Here is a 26,904-nt window from a genome sequence, read left to right as displayed (position 1 = left end):
AACCCGAGAGAGGCACCATGAAGCGCACGGTCTTCAACGAGGACCACGAGGCCTACCGCAGCACGCTGCGCAGGTTCATCGAGGCAGAGGTCGTCCCGCACTACGACCAGTGGCTGACCGACGGCCTGGTCCCCAAGGACCTCTATCGCAAGCTGGCGGCGCTGGGCATGTTCGGGATCGAGGCGCCCGAGGAGCACGGCGGCGCCGGCATCGACTCGTTCACGTACGCCGCGATCGAGTGCGAGGAGACCGCCCGCGCCGGCGTGGTGCTGGGCAGCTCGGGGGTCCACGTCGCGCTCTGCCTGCCCTACCTGCTCCAGCTCGGCACGCCGGAGCAGCTGAAGGCCTGGATGCCGGGATTCATCTCCGGCGAGACGATGTATGCCATCGCGATGACCGAGCCGGGCACCGGCTCGGACCTGTCCGGGATGACGACCCACGCGCGGCTCGACGAGTCCGGCACGCACTACGTGCTCAACGGCGCCAAGACCTTCATCACCGGCGGCTACCAGGCCGACCGGATCATCGTGTGCGCCCGCACCGCGCCCGCGGACCCGACGGACCGCCGCTTCGGCATCTCGATGCTGGTCGTGGACACCACGCTGCCGGGCTTCTCCGTGGGCCGCAAGCTCGACAAGCTCGGTCTGCGGGTCTCCGACACCGCCGAGCTCTCCTTCACCGACGTCCGGGTGCCGGTGGACCACCTGCTGGGCGAGGAGCACCGCGCCTTCCACTACCTGCGCGACAACCTGCCCAAGGAGCGACTGGCGATCGCGTACGGCGCCTATGCGCAGGCGAAGGCGGCCGTCGACTTCACCCAGGCCTACGTCACCGACCGCACGGTCTTCGGCAAGTCGCTGGCGACCTTCCAGAACACCAAGTTCGAGCTGGCCGCCTGCCGCGCCGAGGTCGACGCGGCCCAGGCCGTCGCGGACCGTGCCCTGGAGGCGCTCGACGCCGGTGAGCTGACGCCGGCCGAGGCGGCCTCCGCGAAGCTGTTCTGCACCGAGGTCGCCACCCGGGTGATCGACCGCTGCCTGCAGCTGCACGGCGGCTACGGCTACATGACCGAGTACCCCGTCGCCCGCCTGTACGCCGACAGCCGGGTCAACCGGATCTTCGGCGGCACCTCCGAGGTGATGAAGATGATCATCGCCAAGGACATGGGGCTCTAGAGCCCCCGGGACCGGCACGCCCCCCCGAGCCGGTCCCGGGACCGACGAAGCCCCTGCACCCGGTGGGTGCAGGGGCTTCGTGCTGTGTGCTCAGGCGCCGCGCAGGGCCGCGAGGCCTCAGGCGGACTTCTTCTTCGGCTTGCTCTCGCGCAGGACGAGGGTGGGGGCGACGTCGTCGGTGACGACCTCGCGGGTGACCACGACCTTCTCCACGTCGCCACGGCTGGGGACGTCGTACATCACGTAGAGGAGGACCTCCTCGATGATGGCGCGCAGGCCGCGGGCGCCGGTGCCGCGCTCCAGCGCCTTGTCGGCGATGGCGGCGATGGCGTCCTCGGTGAACTCCAGCTCAACGCCGTCGAGCTCGAAGAGCTTCTGGTACTGCTTGACGAGGGCATTGCGGGGCTCGGTCAGGATCTGCACCAGGGCCGCTTGGTCGAGCGGGGTGACGCTCGCGATCAGCGGCAGCCGCCCGATGAACTCGGGGATCAGGCCGAACTTGGTGAGGTCCTCGGGCCGGACCTGGCTGAGCAGGTCCTCGGCCGCACGCTCGGCCTCGCCGCGCGGCGCGGCGGTGAAGCCCAGCGACTTCTTGCCGACGCGCTGCTCGATGATGTGGTCCAGGCCGGCGAACGCGCCGCCCACGATGAACAGGATGTTCGTCGTGTCGATCTGGATGAACTCCTGGTGCGGGTGCTTGCGGCCGCCCTGCGGCGGCACCGAGGCGGTGGTGCCCTCGATGATCTTCAGCAGCGCCTGCTGCACGCCCTCACCGGAGACGTCGCGGGTGATCGAGGGGTTCTCCGCCTTGCGGGCGACCTTGTCGATCTCGTCGATGTAGATGATCCCGGTCTCGGCCTTCTTGACGTCGTAGTCGGCCGCCTGGATCAGCTTGAGCAGGATGTTCTCGACGTCCTCACCGACGTACCCGGCCTCGGTCAGCGCGGTGGCGTCGGCGATCGCGAACGGCACGTTGAGCATCCGGGCCAGGGTCTGCGCCAGGTACGTCTTGCCGCACCCGGTCGGTCCGATGACCAGGATGTTGGACTTGGCGACCTCGACGACCTCGTCCTTGTGCTTGCCCTGCCCGACCCCGGGCTGGACGCCGGCCTGCACCCGCTTGTAGTGGTTGTAGACCGCGACCGCGAGCGACTTCTTCGCCTGCTCCTGGCCGATCACGTAGGAGTTGAGGAACTCGAAGATCTCCTTGGGCTTGGGGAGGTCGGCGAGCTCGACGTCGGAGCCCTCGGCGAGCTCCTCCTCGATGATCTCGTTGCACAGGTCGATGCACTCGTCGCAGATGTAGACACCCGGACCAGCGATGAGCTTCTTGACCTGCTTCTGGCTCTTCCCGCAGAACGAGCACTTCAACAGGTCGCCACCGTCACCGATGCGTGCCACGGATCCTCCTCAGCTGTGAACTCCCCGACGGTACCCCGTGTCCCGCCCGGATGAGGGCGGGACACGGTGGCGACGTCGGAGCGGTCATGGTCCTTCGATGGTCGCTCAGACGAGCGCGGGCGTCTTGAGCGACTCGAGCACCGAGTCGATCAGGCCGTACTCGATGGCGGCCTGGGCGGTGAGGATCTTGTCGCGCTCGATGTCGCGGCTGACCTCCTCGATCGACTTGTTGGAGTGGTCGCTGATCATCTTCTCGAGCAGCTCGCGCATCCGCAGGATCTCGTTGGCCTGGATCTCGATGTCCGAGGTCTGGCCGAAGGTGCCCTCGGTGTAGGGCTGGTGGATCAGGATCCGGCTGTTGGGCAGCGCGAGACGCTTGCCCTTGGCGCCGGCCGCGAGCAGGATCGCGGCGGCCGAGGCAGCCTGCCCGATGCACACGGTCTGCACCTCGGGCTTGATGAACTGGATCGTGTCGTAGATCGCCGTCAGCGCGGTGAACGAGCCACCGGGCGAGTTGATGTAGATGCTGATGTCCTGGTCGGGGTTCATCGACTGCAGGCACAGCAGCTGGGCGATGACGGCGTTCGCGACGTCGTCGGAGATCGGCGAGCCGAGGTAGATGATCCGGTCCTCGAACAGCTTGCCGTAGGGGTCGATGCGGCGGAACCCGTAGGAGGTCCGCTCCTCCCACTGCGGGATGTAGTAGTTCATGCTCAGTCCTTCTTGTGGGCGGGACGGCCCTCGTCGGAAGCTTCCTTGGCGCTCTTGATGACCTTGTCGACCAGGCCGTAGTCGCGGGCCTCGTCGGCGGTGAACCAACGGTCCCGGTCGGCGTCGGTGGTGACCTGCTCGACGCTCTGGCCGGTGTGCGCGGAGATCAGCTCCAGCAGCACCTTCTTGATGTGCAGCGACTGCTGCGCCTGGATCTTGATGTCCGAGGCCGAGCCGCCCATGCCGGAGGACGGCTGGTGCATCATGATCCGCGCGTGCGGCAGCGCGTAGCGCTTGCCCTTGGTGCCGGCGCAGAGCAGGAACTGGCCCATCGAGGCGGCCAGGCCCATGCCGACGGTCGCCACGTCGTTGGGGATGTAGTTCATCGTGTCGTAGATCGCCATGCCGGCGTCCACCGAGCCGCCCGGGCTGTTGATGTGCAGGAAGATGTCCGCCTCGGGGTCCTCCGCCGACAGCAGCAGGAGCTGCGCGCAGATCGCGTTGGCGTTCTGGTCGCGGACCTCGGAGCCGAGGAACACGATCCGCTCGCGGAGCAACCGGCTGTAGATGTTGTCGTCGAGGAAGTTCATGCCCGACGCGCCGTTCATCTGAGGGCCTCGCTCGGGGCCACCGGGAATCTGAGTCACGCAGGTGACACTAGCCGCCGGGTCCGCCCAAACCACGCGTTGGGCTCCCCTGTTCGCCGACAGCGGATTTGGCGTCGCCGAGCGCCACGACCGACCCGGAGGCCCGGTCGGTCGGACTCGTCGGCCTAGCCGAGCCAGCGCTCCAGGGCGGGATAGACGTCCGGGTGGTTGAGCAGCGCGATGTGGTCGGTGCGGGGCAGCGACAGCACCTCGGCGGAGTCGAACAGGTCGACACCGCGCCGCGGGTCCCGGCCCGCGGCCGAGCCCGGCGTGACGAGGAGGTCGCCGACCAGGCGGGCCACGGGGTGCGACGGGCTGCGGGTCACGGTGGCGGCCACCAGCCGGTAGCGGGCGTGCGGCAGCGGCGGCGCCTCGGGGCCCAGGCCGAGCTGCAGGTCGCGGATGCCGACCGAGCGGCGGTCGATGATCGCGCCGAAGCCGCGGGACTCCGGCAGGAGACCGAGCGCGCGGGCGCCGCGGTCCGCGGCGCGGGCCACCGGGGAGCCGAGGTGCGGCGTGCCCAGGGTGACCACGTCGCTGACCCGGTCGGTCCAGCGTTGCGGTGCGGCGACGTCGGGGACCTGCACGCTCGTCGCCGCCCGGGCGACCAGGCCGCCGAGGGAGTGCCCGACGAGCGCGATCCGCCCGACCGGGCCCGGCCACGCCTCGACCAGCCGCTGCAGCACCGCTGAGGTGGCGGCGCCGTTCTCACGCAGCGACAGGCCGGTGTTGGTGCGCAGGAAGACCGGCGTCCAGCCGCGCACCGCGAGGCTCTCGGCGTACGTCGTGCCGTGCCGGGCGCGCCGCAGCCGCCAGTAGTCCTCGTTCTCGCACAACCCGTGCAGGAAGACCGCGAGTCGCGGCGTGGGCGCGTCGAACGCCGCGGTGACGCCGGCGCGCGTCAGCGGCACGTCGCGGCCCTCGTGGCGCACGCCGGCGTTGATCGCCAGGTGCGGCCGGTCGCGCTCCAGCTCCTCCCCGATCAGCCCGTTGACCGCGGCCCGCACGAACCGCCCTCGCGCGCCGGCGTCGAGGGTGGGGCCGACCCCTGCCGTGCCGAGGCGGTCCAGGCCGGCGCTGGTGGCACGCAGGGAGGTGCGCAGCGCGCCGTACACGAGACCGGCGACGCCCTCGTGGACCGCCTGCACGCCGTCGGTCACCGCGTCCACGCCGCACGGCGCCGCACCGGCCCGCAGCACCGCGTGGGCGCGTCGCGAGAGCGCGGAGTGGGTGTCACGCGCGGTGAGGACGACGAGCTCGTCGAGGGCGAACGCGGTCAGCGCCAGCGCGTCGGCGAGGGTGGCTTCGCGGGGCATCCAGCCACGCTAGCCGATTTCAGTGCACATTTGTTCACTGAATTGCGTGGCGCGTGCCGGAAATGCCGGAGGGCACCGGGATCACCCGGTGCCCTCCTGACGTGCGGTGCGCGAGGCTCAGGCCTCGGTGGACTCCTCGGTGGACTCCTCGGCCGGCGCCTCGGTCGCCTCGGCCTCGGGGGCCTCGGGCTCGCCGATGCTGCCGTCGCCGCGCAGGTTCTTCAGCTCCACGGCGTTGCCGGAGGCGTCGGTGACGGTCGCGCCCTCGACGATGAGCTGCAGCGCCTTGCCGCGGCGGATCTCCTGGACCAGGTCCGGCACGTGGTTGTGCTCGAACATGTGGTTCACGAACTCCTGCGGGTCCTGGCCCGACTGCTGCGCACGACGGATCATGTGCTGGGTCAGCTCGGCCTGCTCGACGCCCATCTCCTCGGCGTCGGCGATCTCGTCGAGCAGGAACTGCGCGGCGACCGCGTCACGCACGCGGCGCTCGAGCTCGGCCTCGAACTCCTCCTGGGTCTGGCCCTCGTCCTCGAGGTACTTCTCCAGCGGGATGTTGGACATCTGCAGCTGCTGCTCGAAGCTGGCGCGGCGGGCGTTGAGCTCCTCGGTGACCATGGTCTCCGGCAGCGGCACCTCGACCTTCTCCAGCAGGGCCTCGAGCACGGCGTCGCGGGCGGCGGCAGCCTGCTCCAGGCGCTTGCCGCGGACCAGGCGCTCGCGGACGTCCTCGCGCAGCTCGGCGAGGGTGTCGAACTCGGAGGCCTCCTGGGCGAACTCGTCGTCCAGCTCCGGCAGCTCCTGCTCCTGGACCTGGGTGACCTTGACCTTGACGTCGACGTCCTCACCGACCAGGTCGCCGGCGACGAGCTGGGTGGTGAAGGTCTTCTCCTCGTCCACACCGGCGCCGACCAGGGCCTCGTCGAGCCCCTCGATCATGCCGCCGGAGCCGACCTTGTAGGAGAAGCCGGCGATCTCGGCGCCCTCGACGACCTCGCCGTCCTTGGTGGCGACCAGGTCGATGACCACGAAGTCGCCGTCGGCGGCGGGGCGCTCGACGTCGATCAGGGTGGCGAACCGCTCGCGCAGCGCGTCGACCTGGGTGTCGATGTCCTCGTCGCTGACGGCCGCGTCCTCGACCTGGGCGCTCAGGCCCTCGTAGTCGGGCAGGGCGATCTCAGGCTTGACGTCGACCTCGGCAGTGAACTCCAGGCCCTCGTTGTCCTCGAACTTGGTGACCTCGATGTCCGGCTGCGCCAGCGGGGTCAGGTTGTTCTCGGTCAGCGCCTCGACGTACGCCTTCGGCAGGACGTCGTTGACGGCCTCGTCCAGCACCACACCACGACCGACCTGCCGGTCGATGATCTGCGGCGGGACCTTGCCGCGGCGGAAGCCGGGGACGTTGATCTGCTTCGCAATCTTCTGGTACGCCGCGTCGAGGCTCGGCTTGAGCTCCTCGAAGGGCACCTCGACGGTCAGCTTGGCCCGGGTCGGGCTCAAGGTCTCGACGGCGCTCTTCACAGGTGTTCTCCTACTGCTTGGGTGGATGGGGGGAATGGAGTCGGGGCGACAGGACTCGAACCTGCGGTCTCCTGCTCCCAAAGCAGGCGCGCTAGCCACTACGCTACGCCCCGTCCGCGGGCCTGTCCGGCTCGCTTCGAGGGGATGACGGGAATCGAACCCGCGTAATCAGTTTGGAAGACTGAGGCTCTACCATTGAGCTACATCCCCGCGTGCGGACAGGCCCGGTCCGAGCCCCCGTGAGGGGTCCCCGCCGAAGTGCCCGCAAGCGGTAGTCATGGTGCCACATCGGCTCCGACCACCCGCAACCGAGGCGGGGTTCGGGCTCCCCCGCGGTCTCGGTCGCGGTGCCACCCCGGCGCCGGTCCCGGTGCTGGTCCCGGTGTCAGTCCCGGCGGTGCACGACCAGCAGGGCGCGGTCGTCGTCGGGCGAGCCGACCGCGGCGACCAGGCGACCGGCCAGGCCGGTCCACGAGCGGCGCAGCAGCGACTCGGCCTCCCCCATCATGTGGGCGACGCCCAGGTCGATGTCGCGGCCCGGCTCCTCCACCATGCCGTCGGTGTAGAGCAGCAGGCTGTCGCCCGGGGCCAGGCGGCCGCGGGCCGGCGCCAGGGGCAGGTCCTGGACGACCCCCAGCACCGGTCCCTCGCTGTCGAGCACCTCCCAGCGCCCGGAGCCGGCGTGGCGGTGCACCGCCGGCGGGTGGCCGGCGGTGCGCACCTCGTACTCCGCGGTGTGCAGGTCCAGGGAGAGATGGATGGCGGTCGCGAACCCCTCGTCCCAGGCCCGCTGCAGCAGGTAGCCGTTGACGGCGGGCAGGAACCTGTCCGGGCACAGCGCCGTGACCAGCCCGCCCATCGCGCCGGACAGCTGCAGCGCCCGGGTGCCGGCGGCCTCCCCCTTGCCCGAGACGTCGACGACCACCAGCTCCAGCCGGCGCCCCTCGTCGCGCAGCGTGGTGACCACGAAGTCACCGGCGAACGAGGCGCCGCCCGCCGAGGCCATGGCGGACTCCACGAGCCAGCCCTCAGGAAGCGTGGGGATCTCACCCTGGGCCAGGACCCGGTCGCGCAGGTCGACCAGCATCGAGGTCCGGCGGCGGTTGCCGGCACCGATCGGGCTGCGCGTGATGCCGATGGTGAGCACCAGCAGGCACATCACCGCGGTGATCCCCAGCGCCCCGTAGGTGCGCGCCGTGGCCGCCTCCTGCGCCGACGCGGCGAGCAGCACCGCGACCAGCGTCGCGGCACCGAACCACACCAGCCGGCGCGGCCCCAGCGTCGCCGCCCCCACCACCAGCGGAAGGTTCAAGGCGGTGACGGGGAACGTCGACGGCGCGATGAACACCCCGGCGCAGATCACGACCACCACGGCCAGCAGCACCGCGACGAGCGCGTTCTCGAGGACCGACGGCTCCGGACGCCGGGCCCACCGGCTCCGGGCCCAGCGCGCCCGCACCCACCTCATCGGGGCTCACCCGAGGCGCGGGAGCGGAACACCGGCTGGCAGCGGGCGCACCAGAAGAGGTTGCGCCCGCCCAGCACGTCGGCGCGGACCGCGGTGCCGCACACGTGGCAGGGCTGCCCGGCGCGGCGGTAGACGTAGACCTCGCCGCCGTGGTCGTCGACGCGGGGCTCGCGGCCCATCGCCTCCGGGGTGTGCTCGGGGCGGACGGTGTCGATGCGACCCGAGCCCACGCCCTCGGTCATCAGGACGACGAGGTCGTCCCAGATCGCGCGCCACTGCGAGACCCGGAGCGTGCGACCGGGGCGCAGCGGGTGGATGCGGTGCCGGAAGAGCACCTCGGCGCGGTAGACGTTGCCCACGCCGGCCAGCACCGACTGGTCCATGAGCAGGGTGCCGATCGGCGCGCTGCTGCGCCGGACCCGCGCCCAGGCCCGGTCCGGGTCGGCGTCGCAGCGCAGCGGGTCGGGTCCGATCCGTGCGACCACGGCGTCGCGCTCCTCGGCGGTGACCAGCTTGCACGCGGTCGGCCCGCGCAGGTCGCCGTACGCCGCGGGGCGCTCGGCGGCGGGTCGCAGCAGGCGCAGCCGGACCTGGCCCACGGCCTCGGGCACCGCGTCGACGTCGTCGTGCACGTCGAAGGTGCCATAGAGGCCGAGGTGGACGTGGACGAAGCGCTCGCCCTCGAAACGCGCGAACAGCTGCTTGCCCCAGGCGTCGGCGTCGAGCAGCCGACTCCCGTCGAGCCGCTCGGCGCCCGCGGCGAAGCGGCCCTGCGGGCTGCTCACCCGGACACGGTGGCCCCCGAAGACCTCGGTGAGCCGATCAGCCAGACGGTGGAGGGTGTGCCCCTCAGGCATCGTCCTGCCCGCTCGGGCCCCCCTGGGCGGAGACGGGCAGCGGGGGCAGCTCACGGGTGGTCTCGTAGGTCGTCAGCTGGCCGATGCGGCGCACGTGCCGCTCGTCGCCGGGGAACGGGGTGGCGAGGAAGACCTCGACCAGGCGGGTCATCTCGTCCAGGGTGTGCATCCGGCCACCGACGGCGACGACCCAGGCGTCGTTGTGCTCACGCGCGAGGGTGGCGGTCTCCTCGGACCAGGCCAGCGCGGCCCGGATGCCCTCGACCTTGTTGGCCGCGATCTGCTCGCCGTTGCCCGAGCCGCCGATCACGACGCCGAGGCTGTCCAGGCCGGCGGCACGGTCCGCCGCCACGCCCTCGGCGGCGCGCAGGCAGAAGACGGGGTAGTCGTCCAACGCGTCGTAGACGAAGGGGCCGTGGTCGACGGGCTCGTAGCCGTGGTCGGTCAGCCAGCTGATCAGGTGGGACTTGAGCTCGAGGCCGGCGTGGTCGCAGCCGAGGTGCACGCGCATGGCGCCGATTCTCTCATCCGTCGCCCGTGCGGATCGAACCGCGGGCAGGTGCGACCGCCCAGCCGCGCTCAGCTCTGGTGCAGCCGGCGCGCGGCCTCGGCGATCGAGCCGCTCATCGACGGGTAGACGGTGAACGCCTGGGCGACCTGGTCGGCGGTCAGCGACTCCGCCACGGCGATCGCGACCGGATGGATCAGCTCGCTGGCGCGGGGCCCGACGACCACGCCCCCGACCACGATCCGGGTGCCGGGACGGCAGAACAGCTTCACGAAGCCGTCGGCGACGCCCTGCATCTTGGCGCGCGGGTTGCCTCGCAGCGGCAGCATGACCGCGTCGGCCTCGATCTCGCCGGCGTCGATGGCGTTCTGCGACCAGCCGACCGTGGCGATCTCGGGGGCGGTGAAGACGTTGGAGGCGACCTTCCGCAGGTCCAGCGGCGCGACCGCGTCGCCGAGGAAGTGGTACATCGCGATCCGGCCCTGCATCGCGGCCACGGAGGCGAGCATCAGCACCCCGGTGCAGTCCCCGGCGGCGTACACGCCGCGCGCGGAGGTGCGCGAGACCCGGTCCACGTTGATGAAGCCGCCGTCCTTGAGGACGACACCGGCCTCCTCCAGCCCGAGGTCGGCGGTGTTGGGCACCGACCCGAGGGCCAGGATGCAGTGCGACCCGGTGACCTCGCGGCCGTCGGTGAGCCGCACCGTGACCACGTCGCCGTCCCGGGTCACCGACTCCATCCGCGACCGGCCGAGCACCGTCATGCCGCGCCGCTTGGCCACGTCCTCCAGCACCAGCGAGGCGTCGGCGTCCTCGCCGGGCAGCACCCGGTCACGCGAGGAGACGAGGGTGACCGGGATGCCGAGCGCCTGGTAGGCGCTGGCGAACTCGGCGCCGGTGACGCCCGAGCCGACCACGATCATGTGGGTGGGCAGCTCGTCGAGGTCGTAGACCTGCTCCCAGGTCAGGATCCGCTCGCCGTCGGGCTGCGCGGAGGGCAGCGTCCGCGGCGAGGCGCCCGTGGCGAGCAGCACCGCGTCGGCGTCGTACGACGTCTCGGTGCCGTCGTCGCAGACCGCGACCACGCGGCCGGGACCGTCGAGGCGACCCCGGCCACGCACGACCTGGACGCCCTCGCGGTCCAGGCGCCGCTCGATGTCGGCGGACTGGCGCAGGGCGAGCGCCTTGACCCGCTGGTTGACGCGGCCGAGGTCGACGCGGGGCGGGTCGGAGAGGATGCCGAGCTCGTTGGCGCCGGCCAGCTCGGTCATCACCTCGGCGGTGGCGATCAGGGTCTTGCTGGGCACGCAGTCGGTCAGCACCGCCGAGCCGCCGATGCCGTCGGAGTCGACGACCACGACCTCCGCCCCGAGCTGTGCTGCCACGAGGGCCGCCTCGTATCCGCCCGGTCCGCCTCCGAGGATCACCACGCGCGCCATGGCCTCATTCTTGCAGCGCACCACAGCGCCGCCGCGCGCCGGCGGCACGTCGGCCCCGGGCGGGGGTTGGCTACGTCACCTGACGACGACGAGATGACGACGACGGCCACCGTCCCGGGTGGGACGGCGGCCGTCGTTGAGAGCCGGTGCGGGGACCGCTCAGAGGTTGATCATGTGTCCCGAGATGCCGTGGATGGCCTCCTTCACCGACTCCGACAGCGTCGGGTGGGCGAACACGTTGCGGCCGACCTCGTCGGCGGTGAGGTCCCACTTCTGCGCCAGGGTCAGCACGGGCAGCAGCTCGGTGACGTCGGGGCCGATCATGTACGCGCCGAGGATCTCGTTGTGCTCGGCGTCGGCGATGACCTTGACGAAGCCGACGGCCTCGCCGAGGCCTTGGGCCTTGCCGTTCGCGGAGAACGGGAAGGTGGCCGTCTTGACGTCGTACCCCTTCTCCTTGGCCTGCGCCTCGCTGTAGCCGAAGGAGCCGATCTGCGGCTGGCAGTAGGTCGCGCGCGGGATGAAGTCGTACTCGATCGGCATGGTCTCCGCACCGGCAATGGTCTCCGCGGCGACGATGCCCATCGCCTCGGCGACGTGGGCGAGCATCATCTTGGCGGTGACGTCGCCGATGGCGTAGACGCCGTCGACGTTGGTGCGGCAGTACTCGTCGATCGCGATCGCGCCGCGGTCGGTGAGCTCCACGCCGGTGTTCTCCAGGCCGTAGCCCTCGGTGCGCGGGGCGAAGCCGAAGGCGGCCAGGAACTTGTCGGCCTCGAGCACCTGCTCGTCGCCGCCGCCGGCCGGCGCGACGCGGACCTTGACCCCGGAGCCGGTGTCCTCCACGCCCTTGACGGCGGTGGAGGTCAGCACCTTCACGCCGAGCTTCTTGTAGTGCTTGGCCAGCTCCTTGGACACGTCGGCGTCCTCGGTGGGCACCATCCGGTCCAGGAACTCCACGATGGTGACGTCGACGCCGAAGTTCTTCATCACGTAGGCGAACTCGACGCCGATGGCACCGGAGCCGCCGATGATGAGCGAGGACGGCAGGTTCTCGTCGAGGATCAGCTCCTCGTAGGTGACGATGTTCTTGCCGTTGACCTCCACGCCGGGCACGGTGCGCACGGTGGCGCCGGCGGCGATGATCACGTTGTCGGCGGTGTGCTCGGTGGTCGAGCCGTCCTCGCCCTTGACCGCGATCGTCTTCGGTCCGGTGAAGGTGCCCCAGCCGTCGATCTCGGTGATCTTGTTCTTCTTCATCAGGTAGTGGACGCCCTTGACGATGCCGGCGCTCACCTGGCGCGACCGCTTGTGGGTCGGGCCGTAGGACATCGTGGCGTCGCCCTCGATGCCGAACTTCGCCTTCTCGTGGGTCAGCGTGTGCGCCAGCTCGGCGTTGCGCAGCAGCGCCTTGGACGGGATGCAGCCCACGTTGAGGCACACACCGCCCCAGTACTGCTTCTCGATCACGGCAACGGACTTGCCGAGCTGCGCGGCGCGGATCGCGGCGACGTACCCACCGGGGCCGGCACCAAGGACGAGGACATCGAAGTGGCTCACGGCGCCCAGCCTAGACCGGGGCGCCTTGTGGCCCGCATCACGTTGGGGCAGAGTTCGATCTACTCAACGGTACGGCGACATGGGGTCGCCGCCCACGACGGAAAGAGCTGCTCCCGATGTCTCGGTTCCTCGGTCTCACCTCTGCCTGCGCGCTCGCTCTCGCCGGCCTGCTCCACGTCCCCCTCGCCGCCTCCGCCACCCCCTCGGAGGGTGTCCCGGCCACCGCTGCGGCGCCCGCTCCGGCCGCTGTCGGCCTGCCCGCGAAGGCGCCGGGGCTGCTCGACGTGATCGTCACCCTCGAGCCGAACGCCGACGCGCGGGCCACCGCCCGCAACCTGGTGACCCGGCGCGGCGGCGAGGTCAACCACGTCTACACCAGGGCGCTCAACGGTTTCGCCGCCACGCTCACCGACGCCCTGCTGTCGCTGCTGCGCACCGACTCCCGGGTGCTGGCGGTCGAGCTGGACCGCACGGTGCGCGCCAGCGAGGTGCAGAGCCCGACCGGCAGCTGGGGGCAGGACCGGCTCGACCAGCGCAACCTGCCGCTGGACAACCGGTTCGCCACCTCCCGCACCGGCGCCGGCGTCGACGTGTACGTCGTCGACACCGGCATCGCGGTGAGCCACCCCGACCTCGGGGGCCGTGCGGTGCACGGCACCGACACCGTGGACGGCGACGCCGACGCCAGCGACTGCAACGGCCACGGCACCCATGTGGCCGGCACCGTCGGCGCCACCACCTACGGGGTGGCCGAACGTGCCCGGCTGATCGGCGTGCGAGTCCTGGACTGCGAAGGCTCCGGCTCCAACTCCGGCGTGATCGCGGGCCTGGACTGGGTCGTGGCGCACCACCAGGCCGGCCGCCCGGCCGTGGCGAACATGAGCCTCGGCGGCGGCGCCTCCACCGCGCTCGACACCGCCGTGCAGCAGGTCATCGCCGACGGTGTGACGATGGCGGTCGCCGCCGGCAACGAGAACACCGACGCCTGCTCGACGTCGCCGGCCCGGGTCCCGGGTGCGCTCACCGTCGCGGCCAGCGACCGCAACGACGCCCGCGCCAGCTTCTCCAACCGCGGCACCTGCGTGGACCTGTTCGCCCCCGGCGTGGACATCACCTCCACCTGGCTGGACAACGGGGTGCGCACGATCAGCGGCACCTCGATGGCCGCCCCGCACGTGGCCGGCGCGGTCGCCCTCTACCTCTCGGCGAACCCGGGTGCCTCACCGAGCGCGGTCAACGCCGCGATCGTCGAGGCGAGCACCAAGGCGAAGATCTCCGGCACCGCGCGCACCTGCCTGCTGCTGATCCTCTGCTCGGCGGCCACGCCCGCCAACCACCTGCTCCACGTCGCCCAGTGAGCCTGCGGCGCCGTCGAGCCGGCCGGGACCCGCGGTGGTCCCGGACGACTCGGCGGCGCGGGGCTCGGTCGAGGCACTAGCCTTCAGCGCGTGACGTCGTACGCCGCCTACGGCACCAACCTGGACCCCGCCCGGATGGGCGAGCGGTGCCCGCACTCGCCGCTGCAGACCACGGGCTGGCTGACGGGCTGGCGCCTCACCTTCGGCGGCGAGGAGCACGGCTGGGACGGCGCGCTGGCGACGATCGTGCAGGACCCGACGAGTGCGGTCTTCGTCGCCGTGTACGACGTCAGCCCGCTCGACGAGCCCGGCCTGGACCAGTGGGAGTCGGCCGACTCCGGCCTGTACCGCCGCACGAGGGTGCGGATCTCGACCATGGCCGGCGAGGTCGTGGCGTGGACCTACGTGCTCGACGCGTTCGAGGGCGGGCTGCCCTCGGCGTCGTACCTGGGCGTCATCGCCGATGCGGCCGAGGCCGCCGGCGCCCCGGACGACTACGTGGCGGCACTGCGCGCCCGCAGCTGCCGCTCCACAGGCCTGTGACGGCCGCGGGCCGGGACCGGAAGCGAGAGCGACCCCAGGACTAGGGTGAGGCGTGTGACTGAGTCCCCCACGCCGTACGTCCTGGCCGAAGAGGCCGCCGCCCGCCTCGCCGAGCTGACCGGGGTGGCCCGGCACGACGTGGCCCTGGTGCTGGGCTCCGGCTGGCTGCCGGCCGCGGACGCGCTCGACGCCAGCGGCGGGGCGAACACGACCGAGATCGACGTCACCGAGCTGCCCGGCTTCGCCGCGGCCGCCGTCGCGGGCCACTCCGGCAAGATCCGCTCGATCCGGATCCCCGGCACCGACGGGGGCGAGGACCGTCACCTGCTGCTGTTCTTGAGCCGCACCCACTACTACGAGGGCCGCGGCGTCGCCGCCGTCGTGCACGGCGTGCGGACCGCCGCGGCCGCCGGCTGCCGCGCGATCGTGCTGACCAACGGCTGCGGCGGGCTGAAGGAGTCCTGGACCCCGGGCACGCCGGTGCTGATCAGCGACCACATCAACCTCACCGGCCGTTCCCCCATCGTCGGCGCCAACTTCGTCGACCTCACCGACCTCTACTCCGCCCGACTGCGGGCGATGTGCCGCGAGGTGGAGCCGTCGCTGGACGAGGGCGTCTACGTGCAGTTCCCCGGCCCGCACTACGAGACGCCGGCGGAGGTCCGCATGGCCGGCATCCTCGGCGGTCACCTGGTCGGGATGAGCACCACGCTGGAGGCGATCGCCGCCCGCGAGGCCGGCATGGAGGTGCTGGGCATCAGCCTGGTCACCAACCTCGCCGCCGGGATCAGCGACGCGCCGCTGAACCACGCCGAGGTGCTCGAGGCCGGCCGCGCCGCGGCCACCCGGATGGGCGACCTGCTCACCCGGCTCGTGCCGCGGATCTGAGGGGTCAGACCTAGCGAGCCGGCCGGCGCGCGAGGCGACGCCGCAGCAGGCCGCTCAGGTCGCGCAGCCCGAGGCCCTCGCCCCGGGGCTCGCCCGCCCGGGCATCGCGGTCCGCCTGCACCACACCGGAGCGGTGCATGGCGTGCGCCAGCAGGCCGGCGTCCCGCACCGAGATCGACGCCGGCTGCGCCACGCGCTCGGGGAGCGGGGCGGGGTCGACCAGGAGGGCACCCACGTCGCCCGCCACCGTGGCCGAGGAGTGCCGCAGTCGTTCGATCCAGCCCTGGGCGACGACGTTGGCCTTCTCCGCGGCCCAGCGGGGCACCGGCACCGGCGCCGCGCTCAGCCCTGGGACCGCCCGCACGCTGCGCATCACCTGGTGCCGCAACCGGGCGGCCCGCACCTCGTCCTCGACGCCCTGCTCGGCCTGCGCGGCGTTGAACTGACGCAGCATCTCGTAGACGGTGAAGGGCATCCCGCGGTTGTCCCAGTCCGGCGGGGCGAGGGTGTGCTCCGGGACCCCGAGCAGCGCCTCGAAGTGGCGCAGCAGGTCCTCGGGGTCCGCCGGGTCGGGCACGACGAACAACAACCGGTCCTCCCCCACCACGGGCCCCCACCGGTCCAGCACCGCCGGGACGCTCCACCGCTCCAGCCCGCTCGCGCCGGGAGCGAGCACCACCTGCAGCCAGTTCTCCAGCGACCGGCGCCCGCCCTTGATGATCGAGGCCTGCCACCGCGAGCGGAGCAGGGGCGCGAGCGCGCGCAGCGTCACCACGACCTGGAGGTCCCCGCCGAGGTCCTCGACGATGGCCCGCACCCGCTCCTCGGGGGCGCCGGCGAGGGACTCCGCGGAGAGGTAGGTCACCGGTGCGACGGAGCGGGCGAAGTCGCCAGAGAGCTGCCGCCAGTCGCGCTCGCCCTCCTCGCGCAGGAACGGAAGCGGCTCGCCCGCCGCCGCTCGCGCCGCCCGGTAGGGGTGGTGGTTGCGCGCCACGCTGACCACGCCGTGCTCGGCCAGCGCCTCCCGCCCCGCGAACATCGACCGCTGCACCGCGGAGGTCCCGGTCTTCGGCAGCCCGATGTGCACGATCCGGCTGCGCGGCCCGGGACGGGCAGGACGCTCCACTCGATTCACGGAGCAGATGGTCACGTCTGCTCTTGGCGGTGACCCGGCGACGACTTTGCAGTTGCGTGACAATCCGTCCGGCGCGACCCGCCCCCGCCCGGCTCCCGGGGCTCGCGGTGGCACCATGGGGCGGTGACGCGGGTGCTGGTGCTGGAGGACGACGACCACCTGCGCACCTCGTTGCGGCTGATGCTGGAGCAGGACGGCAAGGAGGTCGTGGAGGCCGAGCGCGCCGAGACGGCGCTGCAGGCGGTCCTGGCCGGGCCGGTGGACGTGATGCTGGTCGACCTGATGCTCGGGGGTGTCGACGGCTTCACCTTCATCCGCCAGGCCCGGCAGCACACGACGGCGCCGATCATCGTGATCAGCGCCCGCGACAGCACCACCGATGTCGTGCTGGCGCTGGAGGCCGGTGCCGACGACTACGTCCGCAAGCCCTTCGACGTCGAGGAGGTCCAGGCGCGCCTGGCCGCCGCGCTGCGCCGTCCGACGATCGCCGAGCACGGATCCGCGGGGACCAGCGGCAAGGTCCTCGACTCCACGCACGGACCGCTGGTCTTCGACCAGGATGCGGCCTCGCTGACCCGCGGCGGCGAGGAGATCCACCTGACGCACACCGAGTACCAGCTCCTCGTCGCGCTCTCGGCCCACGCCGGCCAGGTGCTCAGCCGCAGCACCCTGCTCGCGCACGCCTGGTCCGACGGGCACTACGGCGACGAGCGGGTCGTCGACGTCCACGTGCGCCGCCTGCGCACCAAGATCGAGGCCGACCCCGGACGACCCCAGCTGCTCTCCACCGTCCGCGGCCTCGGCTACCGGCTGAACGTGAGATGAGCCGGCTGCGTCGTACCCGCGGGCTGCGGGCCTCGGTCCTCATCGCGTTCGGCGCCGGGGCGCTGCTGATCAGCCTGCTGATGGCGGCCAGCACCTACCTGGCGGCACGGCACTACATCGTCGAGCAGCGGGAGCGCTCCGCGGTGCGCCAGGCCTTCAACGGCGCCGGTCTGGTGCAGGCCGCACTGCAGGACCCGGACCGCGACGTGGAGACCGTCCTGGAAGGCCTCAACATCAGCAGCCGCACCACCGTCTACCTGCGACTGGACGGCACCTGGCACACCGTGGGGCCCGCCCCGACGGGTCCGGACATCACCGACGGCGTGGCGCGCGCCGTCGCGGACGGCGACGTCGCGCTCAGCTGGTCGTCGCAGACCCGGCCGCCCTCGCTGGTCGTGGGCACCCCCCTGCCCGACATCGAGGCCGAGTACTACGAGGCCACGCCGACCGAGGAGCTGGCGACCACGCTGGGCACGCTCCGCACGACGCTCGCCATCTCCGCCGGCGGCACGACGCTGGCCGGGGTCGCCCTGGGCTGGTTCGCCACCCGCCGCATGCTGCACCCCCTGCACCAGGTCGCCGACGCCGCCTCCCGCATCGCCGAGGGTGACCTCGACACCCGCCTGCAGGACAACGAGGACCCCGACCTGGCGGGGCTCGTGCGCTCCTTCAACACGATGGTCGATGCCGTCGCCGAGCGGATCCAGGCCGACGCCCGGTTCGCGGCCAACGTCAGCCACGAGCTGCGCACCCCTGTCTCGACGCTGACGACCAGCCTCGGCGTGGTGCAGCGCGACCCCGAGCTCTCCGAGCGCTCGGCCACGGCGGTCGGCCTGATGGCCGCGGAGGTGGCGCGGCTGCGGCAGGCGCTGGAGGACCTGATCGCACTGGAGCGGCTCGACGCCCGCGTCCCCGACGCCGACGCCGACGCCGACGCCGAGGTCGTGCCGGTGGGCGACCTCGTCGCCCACGCGCTCCGGGAGAACCAGGTGGACACCTCGCGGGTCGAGATCCTCGACGAGGTGGCCGTCCGGGTCGACCAGCCGCAGATCCGGCGCGCGCTGAGCAACCTGGTCCGCAACGCGCAGACCCACGGCGGGGGCCTGCACAGCGTCGTGGTCCGCCGCGTCGGGGACGAGGTGGAGATCCACGTGCGCGACCGCGGCCCCGGGATCGCGGCCCAGGACACCGCGCGGGTCTTCGAGCGCTTCACCAGGCTCGGCGCCCGCGGCAGCGGTGGTGGCAGCGGTCTGGGGCTCAGCATCGTGGAGGGCACCGCCCTCGCCCACGGCGGCTCGGTGCGCTACGTCGACCACCATCCCCGGGGCGCGGACTTCGTCCTCACCCTGCCCCTGAGCGAGACCCAGGAGCCCGAGTGAGGCGGCGGGTGCGGACCCGGGCGGGCACCCTCGCCCTGCTCGTCGCCCTCGGCGCCGCGGCGTGCGGGGTCCCTGCCGACGACGAGGTGCGCCGCATCGACCCCGAGCGGGTGCCGGAACGACTGCAGCCGACCGAACCGCCCCAGCCGACCCAGCCGACCCAGCGGCCCCCAACGGCCGAGCCGACGCGGCGCTAGGGTTCGCTACGTGCCACGTATCGAGGGAGAGACGCTGAGCGCTCATCGCGAGCAGTTGCGGCGTCGCATCTTCGAGGCGTTCGCGGAGCTGATGGGCGAGAGCAGCTTCGACGCGGTGACGATGCGCGGTCTGGCCGAGCGCGCCGGCATCGGGCGTACGGCGATCTACCACCACTTCAGCGACAAGGAGGCGGTGCTGGTCGCCTTCGCCACGCACGAGACGCAGGCCTACACCACCGAGCTGCAGGCCGCGCTCACCGAATCCGACGACCCGGCACAGCAGCTGCGCATCTACGTGCGCCACCACCTCGCCGCCGGCGAGAAGTTCCACATGGGCTTCGGCCCGGCGCTGTACGGCTTCCTGTCGCCGACCGCACGCCTGGAGATCCGCGACCACGTGGTCGAGGTCGAGGGCGTGCTGCGCGGGATCCTTCAGCGGGGCCGGGAGTGCGGGGAGTTCTCCTTCGACGACCTCGACGCCACGCTGTCGCTGGTCCACGCATGCCTGAGCCCCCGGCACCTTCCCGTCGCAGCGATCGAGGACTTCGTGCTGCGGGCGGTCGGCGCCGAGGGCTCGGGCGACTGAGTCACACCTGAGCCGGCCCCCGCGCGCTGCGGGGACCGGCCGGCGGCGTCACTTCTTGACGTTGATCTTCTTCGAGACCGTCTTGGTGGCCTTGTGCGTGTTGGTGCCGAGGTACTTGACCTTGACGGTGCGCTTGCCCTTGGCGGACTTCGGCAGGGTCACCGAGACCGTGCCGTTGGCGCCCAGGCGCACGGTCTTGGAGACCTTGACCTTCTTGCCCTTGAGCTTGCCGCCGTTGTAGGTGACCTTCACCTTGCCGGAGGCCTTCTTGGCGCCGCCCGTGACGGTGATGACGACCTTGCCCTTCTTCTTGGTCGTCGGGACCTTGGAGACCTTGATCTTCGCGGTCGTCGCGGCGGGCTTGACCGGGAAGATCTTGCTCCCGTCGAGCACGACGCGGGTCTCGGTGTCGTAGCTGGCGTCGGCGACCAGGTGTGCCTGGAAGGTGTAGACGGAGTAGGCCTGTCCCTTCGCGAGCTTGGCGGCGGGAAGGTTCAGGGAGAGCGAGAACGCACCGTCCTTCAGGACGCCGGTGGCACCCGGGGTGGGGGTGTTCGCCAGCCAGGCAGCGGCCACGGAGTTCTTGATGCCCTCAGCAGCGGACTGGCCCTGCGGTCGGCCGCCGGCCTTGCCGACGACGACGTAGATGCCGGCGGCGCCGGTGACCGGTGCCACGAACCCGGTGCCGTCGACCTTGACGGTCGCGCCCGCGGCGCTCTGCGCCGTGGTCGCCACCCGCACCTTCGGGGCGGCCGGCGCCGGAGCTGCCGTCGGGATCTCGGCGGAGAACTGAGCGGGTGCCTTGGTCTCCTGGCTCGCCGAGGTGCCGGTCTTGTGGAAGTGGGCCCGCAGCGAGCTCGGGAGGTGCTTGAGCAGGGAGACATCCCACGACTTGCCCTCGAGCGGCCTGTCAGCGGCGAGCTCGAGCTCGGCGGGGGCCGTTCCCGTGGGCAGGACGTCCGCCCAGCGCGGCGTCGCCGTCAGCGTGTCGAGACCGGCGCCGGTGGTACGGCTCGCCGCGCTGACGTCGAACGTGGTCAGTGTCACGAGCGCCGGCGCGGTGTCCGGAGCCTGGTCGACCGTCGCCGACACCGTCGCCTTGATCGCGCCGTCGTTCCCGTCGACCACGACGACGGGGTCCTTGACGGTGATCGAGTAATGCCTCGTGCCCATGAACTCGAAGGCACCGGTGACGGCACCGTCGTACTGCACCTGCTCCACGCCATCGACCACGGAGCGCTCTCCGCCGCCGAAGGTGAGCACGCCGTCGCCGTCCTCCGTGACGCCTCCGGCGTAGCTGTGGGTGCTCAGGTGGTTGTCGAACCAGCCCGAGATCTCCCAGCGCAGCTCGGCGTTGGCCGCGTCGGCGTTCGCGGGCACGAAGGCGCCAGGAACGAGGCTGAGCCCGGCGGCGGTGACGCCGGCTGCCGCGGTCGCCGCGACGGTGGCGCGCAGGCGGCTGCGCCGGCGAGGGGTGAGTGAGGACATGGAGCTTCCCTTCCTTGGGTGGTGCGCTTCGAGAGGAGTGGTTCAGGGCCGTGCGGGCACGGGCGGCACGAGCAGCGCGGCGGCGGCGAGGAGCAGGATTGCTCCCCCGCCCCACCAGGTCCAGCTGCGTCGTACGTCGTCGTCGGCGGGGGCCGCGGTCGGCAGCAGCCGGACCTGGCCGGCGGTGCGGTCCAGCACCAGCTCCGGCGCGGCGAGCGGCGCGCCCAGCACGGGCGGTACGGCGGCGGCGGGGGCTCCGGCAGCGAACGGCTGGACGCCCGATGCCACCGGGGTGCCGGCGTCCGTTCCGGTCGTGGTGGTGACCGGCGGCGGCGGCGCGCTGTTCTCCACCTCGACCGGCGCCTGGCTCTGGGGCGCCGGCGTGGGCGCGACCACGCGGTCCGCGGCGAAGGAGACGGTCAGCGGCAGCGGGACCTTGTTGGGGTCGGCTGCGCCACCGCTGGTGTACCAGAACGACGCGGTGCCGACCTTCTCCATGAAGCTGACCCAGCTCTGCGGGAACGCGCCCCAGCCCTCGCCGGTGCGCTTCTGGGTGCCGGAGGCCACCTCGACGGCGACGCCGCGGAAGTCGGGGCTGACCGTGAACCCGTCGCCGGTGAGGCTGACGCCGGACAGCGTCGCCATGGTGACCTCTGTCTCCGGCAGCGGGATCCACTGCGACATGTCTGCCTGCGACGAGCCGAATCCGCCGAGGGTCGCGGTGATCGTGCCGCGTCCGTTCGCGACCGTCAGCACGGGGTCGCTGAGGTAGAAGAAGGAGATGCCGGAGTAGTAGACGACGGTGGCGTCGCCGTCCCAGGCGATGCGGGCGGTGCCCGCCTCGCGGTCCAGGGTGCCGGTGCCGCCGGAGAAGACCAGCTGGTGCTCGCTGGACGTGCCGATGCGGAGCTTCTTGCCGGAGCTGTCCTCGCTGAGGCCCTTCCACGTCGCAGGTCGCCACGCCTTCGCGGAGGCGTTCCACTTCTCCACCGCGACGTCGCCGACCTTCTGCCGCCACTGCGCTGCCGGGAGCTGCACCCCGCCCCTGCCCGGGTTCGGGATCCGGCCGGCGACGGGGAAGTTGTAGGTGCCGGGGTTGTACGCCGCCGTGTTGGACTCGATGTTCAGGCCCCAGCGCAGCACGGCGCTGTCGACCTTCTCGGCCCCCTCCCCTGCAGGGTCGCTCGGGGTGGCGGTCGGGGTGTCGGTCGGGGTGTCGGTCGGGGTGTCGGTCGGGGTGTCGCTCGGGGTGTCGCTCGGGGTGTCGCTCGGCCCGTCGGTCGGCCCGTCGGTCGGCGGGTCGGTCGGCGGGTCGGTCGGGGCGCCGGTGGACTCCGGCGCCGCCGGCTCCGCCGAGGCCGTGCCGGCCCCCATCGTGGCCAGGCCGACCGCGAAGGCGGTCAGCGCCAGGACGGCGAGGACGGCGGCGAGCGCGCGACGCGGACTAGGCAGCATCGGCGGCCTTCGGGCGGCGGGCGAGCAGGACCAGCCGCAGCACCGCGGCGAGCAGGATCAGCCCGGCGGCCAGGAAGAACCAGATGCCGAGCCCGTCGACGTCGGTCTCCTCCGCGGCTTCGGTCTGCGCCGCGACCGGCGTGGTGTCGTCGGCCGGGGCGACGGCGAAGCGCACCAGGGGCGCGTCCTCGCCGGCGAGGCCGAAGAGCCGCAGCTCGTGGGTGCCGCTGCCGAGGTCCAGGGGCAGGGTGAGCACACCGGTGACCTGGCCCTGGGCGCTGACCAGGAACGGCCCGGCGGCGGCCACGCCGTCGTCGAGCACGGCGGAGACCTGTGCCCCCGCCGGCAACCCGCGGGCGGTGAAGGAGAGCACGCGGCCGGCGACCGCCGAGGTGCGGTCGACGCTCAGCACGGGCTTGCCGGCGGCGGGCACCTCGCCGGTGGCGTCCGGGGACGCACCGTCGCCGGTGGCGTCGCCGGCATCGGGCTGCGCGGTGGCCGTGCCCGAGTCCTGCGTCGCCGTGGCGCTCGGCGCGGTGGAGCCTCCGCCGGGGGGCTGCTTGCCGCCGTACAGGTCCTTGACCGCGACGGGGGTGAAGGTCTCGTTGGCGGAGTTGGCGACGCCGTGGGCACCGACGGTGATGATCCCGCAGGTGACCTTGCGGCAGTCGACGGTGCGCACCCGTCCCTTGCGGTCCACGGCCTTGAACGTGGCGCCGGGCACGGTGACGGTGGCCGACCAGCGGCCGTCGGCGGACACGACGCCGCCGTTGGCCGACGCCGCGGTGTCGGAGCCCGGGAACGCGACGTAGCTCTGGTGCCCGGCGTTGTCCTTGGACTCGTTGTCGGGCACGTAGAAGTAGTTCTCGCCGGTGGAGCCGCCCTTGCTGGGGCGCCACTGGCCAGAGACGGTGCCGAAGAAGACGTAGATGCCGCCGTGGCCGCTGCGGATCGACTGGAAGCCGCGGCCGGTGACCTTCAGCCGGGTGCTGTAGGTCGGGTCGATCGCGGCGCTGCCCTGGTCGTTGGCGATGCTCACCCGCGCCGCGGCCTGGGCGGCCGGCAGGGGGCCGGCCAGCGCCGGCACGGCGGCCAGGACGAGCCCGGTCGCCAGGGCGACCAGGCCGCGGCGGCCTCGCCCACCTCGGACCCGAACGCGGCGGGCTCGCATGATCCGGTTCATCCCAGGACTCCTTCCATGACCTCAGGCGCCGCCTTCGCCAGCGCGCCGCGGACCGGCACCACCACCGGCGTGCCCTCGTGCATCAGCACCTGCACCGGGTGCTGGTAGACGTCGCTGAGCAGCTCGGCCGTGAACACCTCGGCGGGCGCGCCGTCGGCGCGGACCGTGCCCGCGCTGAGCACGCAGATGCGGTCGGCGTAGGCCGCGGCCAGCGACAGGTCGTGCAGCACGACCACCACCGCGGTGCCCTCGTTGGCCAGTGACCGGGCCACGCTCAGCACGGCCTCCTGGTGGCGGATGTCCATGGCCGCGGTGGGCTCGTCGAGCAGCAGCACCGGCGTCTCCTGCGCGAGGGCGCGGGCGAACGACGTACGCGCCTGCTCCCCGCCCGAGAGCGTCGGGAAGGCCCGCTCGGCGAAGACGTCGACCTCGGTGCGGCGCATCGCGGCCCACACGACGTCCTCGTCGGCGGCCGCGCGCGGGGTGCGGTACCAGGGGCTGCGGCCCATCATCACGACGTCGAGCACCCGGAAGCCGAACGCCAGGCCCTGGTGCTGCAGCTGCACGGCGCGCTGGCGCGCCGCCGCCCGCGCGGAGTACGACGCCAGGGGCCGTCCCGCGAGCTCGATCGTGCCCGCGCTCGGCGACACGTCGCCGGAGAGCACCGAGAGCAGCGTCGACTTGCCGGCGCCGTTGGGGCCGACCAGCGCGACGAGCTCGCCGGGGGCGACCTTCAGGTCGACGCCGCGCAGCACCTGCGCGCCGCCGAGCTCGACCTCGATGCCGTGGGCGGCGAGGGCGAGCGAGGACGAGCTGTCCGGCGCGCTCATGCCCAGCCTCCCGCGGTGCGCCGCGAGCGGCGGATGAGCCAGAAGAAGAACGGTCCGCCGACGAGCGCGGTGAGCATCCCGATCGGCAGGTCGGCGTTGTCGATGGCGGTGCGGGCCCACAGGTCGGCGAAGGTGAGCAGCACGGCGCCGCCCAGGGCGCTGGCCGGGATGAGCAACCGGTGGCCGGGCCCGGCGATCATCCGGATCAGGTGCGGCACGACCAGACCGACGAAGGCGATCGTGCCGGCGAAGGCGACGGCGGCGGCGGTGAGCACGGCGACCACGACGATGGCGACCATCCGCAGCCGCTCGACGTCGATACCGACGTGGAAGGCGGCGCGATCGCCCAGGGACAGCAGGTCGAGCGGGCGGGCCAGCAGCAGCGCGGCGACGATCCCGACGACGGCGAGCGGCGCGACCACGGTCACGGCCTCCCAGCGGGTGCCGTTGAGACTGCCCAGCGTCCAGAACACGATCTCCTCGCGGGCCTGCTGGTCGCCGAGGAACATCAGGAACGCCAGCGCGGCGCTGGTCATCGCGTTCATCGCGACGCCGGTGAGCACGAGGGTGACGACCTCGGTCCGGCCGCCGGCCCGCGACAGCAGGTACACCAGCGTGGTGGCGACGAGGCCGCCGAGGAACGCCGCGAAGGCGATGGTCCAGGAGCCGAGGAAGGAGATCTGGAAGACGATGACCGCGCCGGCAGCGACCGAGGCGCCGGAGGCGACACCGACCACGCCGGGCTCGGCGAGCGGGTTGCCGAACACGCCCTGCATCACCGCGCCGGCGGTGGCCAGGCAGGCTCCGACGAGGGCGGCGAGCACGACCCGCGGGAAGCGGACCTCCCACAGGGTGCCCTCGCCACGGGGGTGGCTGGGCAGCGGACCGATGTCGAGGCCGAGGCGGTGCAGGATCGAGCCGAGCACCTCGGAGGCGGGGATCTGCATCTGTCCCTGCCCGGCACCCAGCACCAGCGCCACCACGAGGCCGACGGTGAGCACACCGATCAGGCCGACGCGGTTTCCCAGGCTGCCGCGCCATCCCGCCTGCGCCGGGGCCCCGGCACGCCGCGGCGCACCGCGGCCGGGTCGCGCGGGACCGGGAGCGGCGGGGCCGGGAGCCGGGTTGGACGGAGCCACGGTCATGACAGCGCGTCCGGTGCGTAGACGGCGACGCCGAGGGCGTTGAGCACGTCGGCGGTCAGCGGGCCGAAGCCGAGGATCTGGGAGTCCTCCATGTCCACGAAGCGCTCGCGCTCGCCGGCCGGGGTGTTGGCCAGGGCGGGCAGGCGTTCGAGCAGGCCCTTCACCCCGCCGGCGGAGTCCAGGCCGCCGGTCATCATCAGCACCACGTCGGGCTGGGCGGCGATGATCGCCTCGTCGGTGACCGGCTTCATGCCGTTCCAGTCGATCTCCTCGGCGACGTCGTACAGCCCGAGGGCGTCGATCAGCCCCTCGGCGCCGGAGTCCGCGCCGAACATGTAGTAGACGCCGGCCTGGCCGCGCACGTAGAGGAAGACGGCGCGCAGCTGGTCGCTCACCTTGTCGGGGGCGACCCGCTCGAGGACCGCACGCACCTTCTCGACCTCGTCGGCGGTCCGCTTCGCCAACGCCTTCCCGGCCTTCGGCACGCCGAGCGCCTGCGCGACGTCGGTGATCAGGGCGTCGACGTTGCGCAGCCCGCGGCGCGAGTCGAGGACCACGACGGGGATGCCGATCTCGCGCATCTGCAGGATCACGTCCCAGGGGCCGAGCGAGGTGTCGGTGAGGATCACGGTCGGGTCGAGCTCGAGGATCGACTCAGCGGACAGGTCGTGCCCGTTCTGGGTGACCAGCGGGAGGTCGTCCGCCTCGGCGAACCGCGTGGTGGTGTCCCGGCCGACGACGTTCTTGCCGAGGCCGAGCTCGAACACGGTGCGGGCCAGGGTGCCGTAGACGTCGAGGGCCAGGATCCGGCTGGCGTCCCGGACGGTGACCTTCGTGCCCTGGTTGTCGGTGACGGTGACGGGCAGCTCGGGAGTGGGGTCCGCGACGGGGTCGACCTCGGTGTCGCCGACGACGGCGCTCGAGGCTCCGGTCCACGCCCGGGGGTCCGCCAGCGGCTTCACGTCGGCGAGGTCGGGTGCGGCGGCACCGGAGGGCCGCTCGTCCTTCGCCGACCCGGCCGGCGACGACAGGCCGCACCCCGCCAGCGCGAGGACCAGGAGGGCGACGACCGCGGGGAGCACGCGCGTCCTGCGGGCCGGGAGGAAGGGCATGGGTGACTCGCTCCTGTGTGGACAGGGCTCACGCCGAACCAGGCGTGTCGCCAGAGGTGTGCGCCGGGCCCCGAGACCGGCAGCGGCAACGTAGCACAGATCTACTTAGGCAAGCCTATCCTCGGCTTCTTCTTGACAGGTTGTCACAAACTTGCTGACAATGTGTCAACATCTCTC

The 26,904-nt window shown here is 72.3% G+C and carries 25 protein-coding genes and 2 tRNA genes; 8 read left to right on the top strand and 19 right to left on the bottom strand.

Translation table 11 applies throughout. The features are described 5' to 3' along the window. The first annotated feature begins 17 nt into the window (after positions 1 to 17). On the top strand, positions 18 to 1,175 hold the full coding sequence (locus tag KG111_RS03890; RefSeq protein ID WP_205290667.1) for an acyl-CoA dehydrogenase family protein: 1,158 nt from the start codon (positions 18 to 20) through the stop codon (positions 1,173 to 1,175). Positions 1,176 to 1,292: 117 nt separating this feature from the next. On the opposite strand, the gene clpX is transcribed toward KG111_RS03890, so the two are convergent. The 12 genes from clpX to lpdA form a co-directional block, all read right to left on the bottom strand. Beyond that, positions 1,293 to 2,576 (bottom strand): ATP-dependent Clp protease ATP-binding subunit ClpX, encoded by a 1,284-nt coding sequence (clpX, locus tag KG111_RS03885; protein WP_205290668.1) that lies wholly within the window; start codon positions 2,574 to 2,576, stop codon positions 1,293 to 1,295. Positions 2,577 to 2,681: 105 nt separating this feature from the next. Continuing rightward, positions 2,682 to 3,287, bottom strand: a complete 606-nt coding sequence (locus tag KG111_RS03880) for an ATP-dependent Clp protease proteolytic subunit (protein WP_205290669.1) — start codon at positions 3,285 to 3,287, stop codon at positions 2,682 to 2,684. A gap of 2 nt (positions 3,288 to 3,289) precedes the next feature. Then, entirely contained in the window at positions 3,290 to 3,895 is a 606-nt protein-coding gene (locus KG111_RS03875) for an ATP-dependent Clp protease proteolytic subunit (protein ID WP_205290670.1), read from the bottom strand. A 164-nt stretch (positions 3,896 to 4,059) separates the two neighbouring features. Then, positions 4,060 to 5,250 carry an esterase/lipase family protein gene (locus tag KG111_RS03870; RefSeq protein ID WP_205290671.1) on the bottom strand — a complete coding sequence of 397 codons (1,191 nt, stop codon included), beginning with the start codon at positions 5,248 to 5,250 and terminating at the stop codon, positions 4,060 to 4,062. A gap of 117 nt (positions 5,251 to 5,367) precedes the next feature. Next, positions 5,368 to 6,771, bottom strand: coding sequence for a trigger factor (gene tig / locus KG111_RS03865; protein ID WP_205290672.1), 1,404 nt, complete (start codon positions 6,769 to 6,771; stop codon positions 5,368 to 5,370). A 40-nt stretch (positions 6,772 to 6,811) separates the two neighbouring features. Then, positions 6,812 to 6,884: transfer RNA gene (locus KG111_RS03860), tRNA-Pro, on the bottom strand. Positions 6,885 to 6,910: 26 nt separating this feature from the next. After that, positions 6,911 to 6,981, bottom strand: a tRNA-Gly gene (locus tag KG111_RS03855). A gap of 175 nt (positions 6,982 to 7,156) precedes the next feature. Then, positions 7,157 to 8,239: a PP2C family protein-serine/threonine phosphatase gene (locus KG111_RS03850; protein WP_205290673.1), complete on the bottom strand. Its 1,083-nt coding sequence runs from the start codon at positions 8,237 to 8,239 to the stop codon at positions 7,157 to 7,159. Next, on the bottom strand, positions 8,236 to 9,096 hold the full coding sequence (locus tag KG111_RS03845) for an Fpg/Nei family DNA glycosylase (protein WP_205290674.1): 861 nt from the start codon (positions 9,094 to 9,096) through the stop codon (positions 8,236 to 8,238). Before KG111_RS03845 ends, KG111_RS03850 begins: the two co-directional genes overlap by 4 nt. Then, positions 9,089 to 9,607 carry a ribose-5-phosphate isomerase gene (locus tag KG111_RS03840; protein WP_205290675.1) on the bottom strand — a complete coding sequence of 173 codons (519 nt, stop codon included), beginning with the start codon at positions 9,605 to 9,607 and terminating at the stop codon, positions 9,089 to 9,091. Before KG111_RS03840 ends, KG111_RS03845 begins: the two co-directional genes overlap by 8 nt. A 68-nt stretch (positions 9,608 to 9,675) precedes the next feature. Next, positions 9,676 to 11,043, bottom strand: a complete 1,368-nt coding sequence (locus KG111_RS03835; protein WP_205290676.1) for an NAD(P)H-quinone dehydrogenase — start codon at positions 11,041 to 11,043, stop codon at positions 9,676 to 9,678. Positions 11,044 to 11,202: 159 nt separating this feature from the next. After that, the gene (lpdA, locus tag KG111_RS03830) at positions 11,203 to 12,603 is read right to left on the bottom strand and encodes a dihydrolipoyl dehydrogenase (protein ID WP_205290677.1); all 1,401 of its coding nucleotides are present in this window, start codon (positions 12,601 to 12,603) and stop codon (positions 11,203 to 11,205) included. A 116-nt stretch (positions 12,604 to 12,719) separates the two neighbouring features. On the opposite strand from lpdA, the gene KG111_RS03825 reads away from it, so the two are divergent. The 3 genes from KG111_RS03825 to KG111_RS03815 all read left to right on the top strand — a co-directional run bounded on the left by KG111_RS03825 (position 12,720) and on the right by KG111_RS03815 (position 15,392). Next, entirely contained in the window at positions 12,720 to 13,961 is a 1,242-nt protein-coding gene (locus tag KG111_RS03825; protein ID WP_205290678.1) for a S8 family peptidase, read from the top strand. A 90-nt stretch (positions 13,962 to 14,051) separates the two neighbouring features. After that, positions 14,052 to 14,504, top strand: a complete 453-nt coding sequence (locus KG111_RS03820) for a gamma-glutamylcyclotransferase family protein (RefSeq protein ID WP_205290679.1) — start codon at positions 14,052 to 14,054, stop codon at positions 14,502 to 14,504. A gap of 54 nt (positions 14,505 to 14,558) precedes the next feature. Further along, positions 14,559 to 15,392: a purine-nucleoside phosphorylase gene (locus KG111_RS03815; protein WP_205290680.1), complete on the top strand. Its 834-nt coding sequence runs from the start codon at positions 14,559 to 14,561 to the stop codon at positions 15,390 to 15,392. A 10-nt stretch (positions 15,393 to 15,402) separates the two neighbouring features. Here the strand turns inward: KG111_RS03815 and KG111_RS03810 are convergent, their stop codons facing one another. Then, positions 15,403 to 16,527: a hypothetical protein gene (locus tag KG111_RS03810; RefSeq protein ID WP_205290681.1), complete on the bottom strand. Its 1,125-nt coding sequence runs from the start codon at positions 16,525 to 16,527 to the stop codon at positions 15,403 to 15,405. 123 nt (positions 16,528 to 16,650) lie between these two features. On the opposite strand from KG111_RS03810, the gene KG111_RS03805 reads away from it, so the two are divergent. From KG111_RS03805 to KG111_RS03790, 4 genes are read left to right on the top strand one after another with little or no spacing between them, the layout of a single operon-like run. After that, complete coding sequence (locus KG111_RS03805; RefSeq protein WP_249666283.1) at positions 16,651 to 17,352, top strand: response regulator transcription factor; 702 nt, start codon at positions 16,651 to 16,653, stop codon at positions 17,350 to 17,352. After that, the gene (locus tag KG111_RS03800; protein ID WP_205290682.1) at positions 17,349 to 18,731 is read left to right on the top strand and encodes a sensor histidine kinase; all 1,383 of its coding nucleotides are present in this window, start codon (positions 17,349 to 17,351) and stop codon (positions 18,729 to 18,731) included. The genes KG111_RS03805 and KG111_RS03800 overlap by 4 nt, the downstream gene beginning before the upstream one ends. After that, a complete protein-coding gene (locus KG111_RS03795; protein ID WP_205290683.1) occupies positions 18,728 to 18,928 on the top strand; it encodes a hypothetical protein in 201 nt (66 codons plus the stop codon). The genes KG111_RS03800 and KG111_RS03795 overlap by 4 nt, the downstream gene beginning before the upstream one ends. Positions 18,929 to 18,938: 10 nt before the next feature. Next, a complete protein-coding gene (locus tag KG111_RS03790) occupies positions 18,939 to 19,514 on the top strand; it encodes a TetR/AcrR family transcriptional regulator (protein WP_205290684.1) in 576 nt (191 codons plus the stop codon). A gap of 48 nt (positions 19,515 to 19,562) precedes the next feature. Here the strand turns inward: KG111_RS03790 and KG111_RS03785 are convergent, their stop codons facing one another. The 6 genes from KG111_RS03785 to KG111_RS03760 are packed head-to-tail and all read right to left on the bottom strand — an operon-like array spanning position 19,563 to position 26,727. After that, positions 19,563 to 21,002 (bottom strand): HtaA domain-containing protein, encoded by a 1,440-nt coding sequence (locus KG111_RS03785; RefSeq protein WP_205290685.1) that lies wholly within the window; start codon positions 21,000 to 21,002, stop codon positions 19,563 to 19,565. Positions 21,003 to 21,044: 42 nt separating this feature from the next. Continuing rightward, on the bottom strand, positions 21,045 to 22,457 hold the full coding sequence (locus KG111_RS03780; RefSeq protein WP_205290686.1) for a hypothetical protein: 1,413 nt from the start codon (positions 22,455 to 22,457) through the stop codon (positions 21,045 to 21,047). Beyond that, complete coding sequence (locus KG111_RS03775) at positions 22,447 to 23,640, bottom strand: hypothetical protein (protein ID WP_205290687.1); 1,194 nt, start codon at positions 23,638 to 23,640, stop codon at positions 22,447 to 22,449. Before KG111_RS03775 ends, KG111_RS03780 begins: the two co-directional genes overlap by 11 nt. Then, positions 23,637 to 24,470, bottom strand: a complete 834-nt coding sequence (locus KG111_RS03770; protein WP_205290688.1) for a heme ABC transporter ATP-binding protein — start codon at positions 24,468 to 24,470, stop codon at positions 23,637 to 23,639. The genes KG111_RS03775 and KG111_RS03770 overlap by 4 nt, the downstream gene beginning before the upstream one ends. Beyond that, the gene (locus KG111_RS03765; RefSeq protein WP_205290689.1) at positions 24,467 to 25,615 is read right to left on the bottom strand and encodes a FecCD family ABC transporter permease; all 1,149 of its coding nucleotides are present in this window, start codon (positions 25,613 to 25,615) and stop codon (positions 24,467 to 24,469) included. Before KG111_RS03765 ends, KG111_RS03770 begins: the two co-directional genes overlap by 4 nt. After that, positions 25,612 to 26,727 (bottom strand): heme/hemin ABC transporter substrate-binding protein, encoded by a 1,116-nt coding sequence (locus KG111_RS03760; protein WP_205290690.1) that lies wholly within the window; start codon positions 26,725 to 26,727, stop codon positions 25,612 to 25,614. The genes KG111_RS03765 and KG111_RS03760 overlap by 4 nt, the downstream gene beginning before the upstream one ends. Between the last annotated feature and the right edge of the window lie 177 nt (positions 26,728 to 26,904).

Source organism: Nocardioides faecalis, from assembly GCF_018388425.1.
GTDB lineage: Bacteria > Actinomycetota > Actinomycetes > Propionibacteriales > Nocardioidaceae > Nocardioides > Nocardioides faecalis.
The sequence above is the reverse complement of the archived record's forward strand: the minus strand, read 5'-3'. Positions and strand labels throughout refer to the sequence as shown.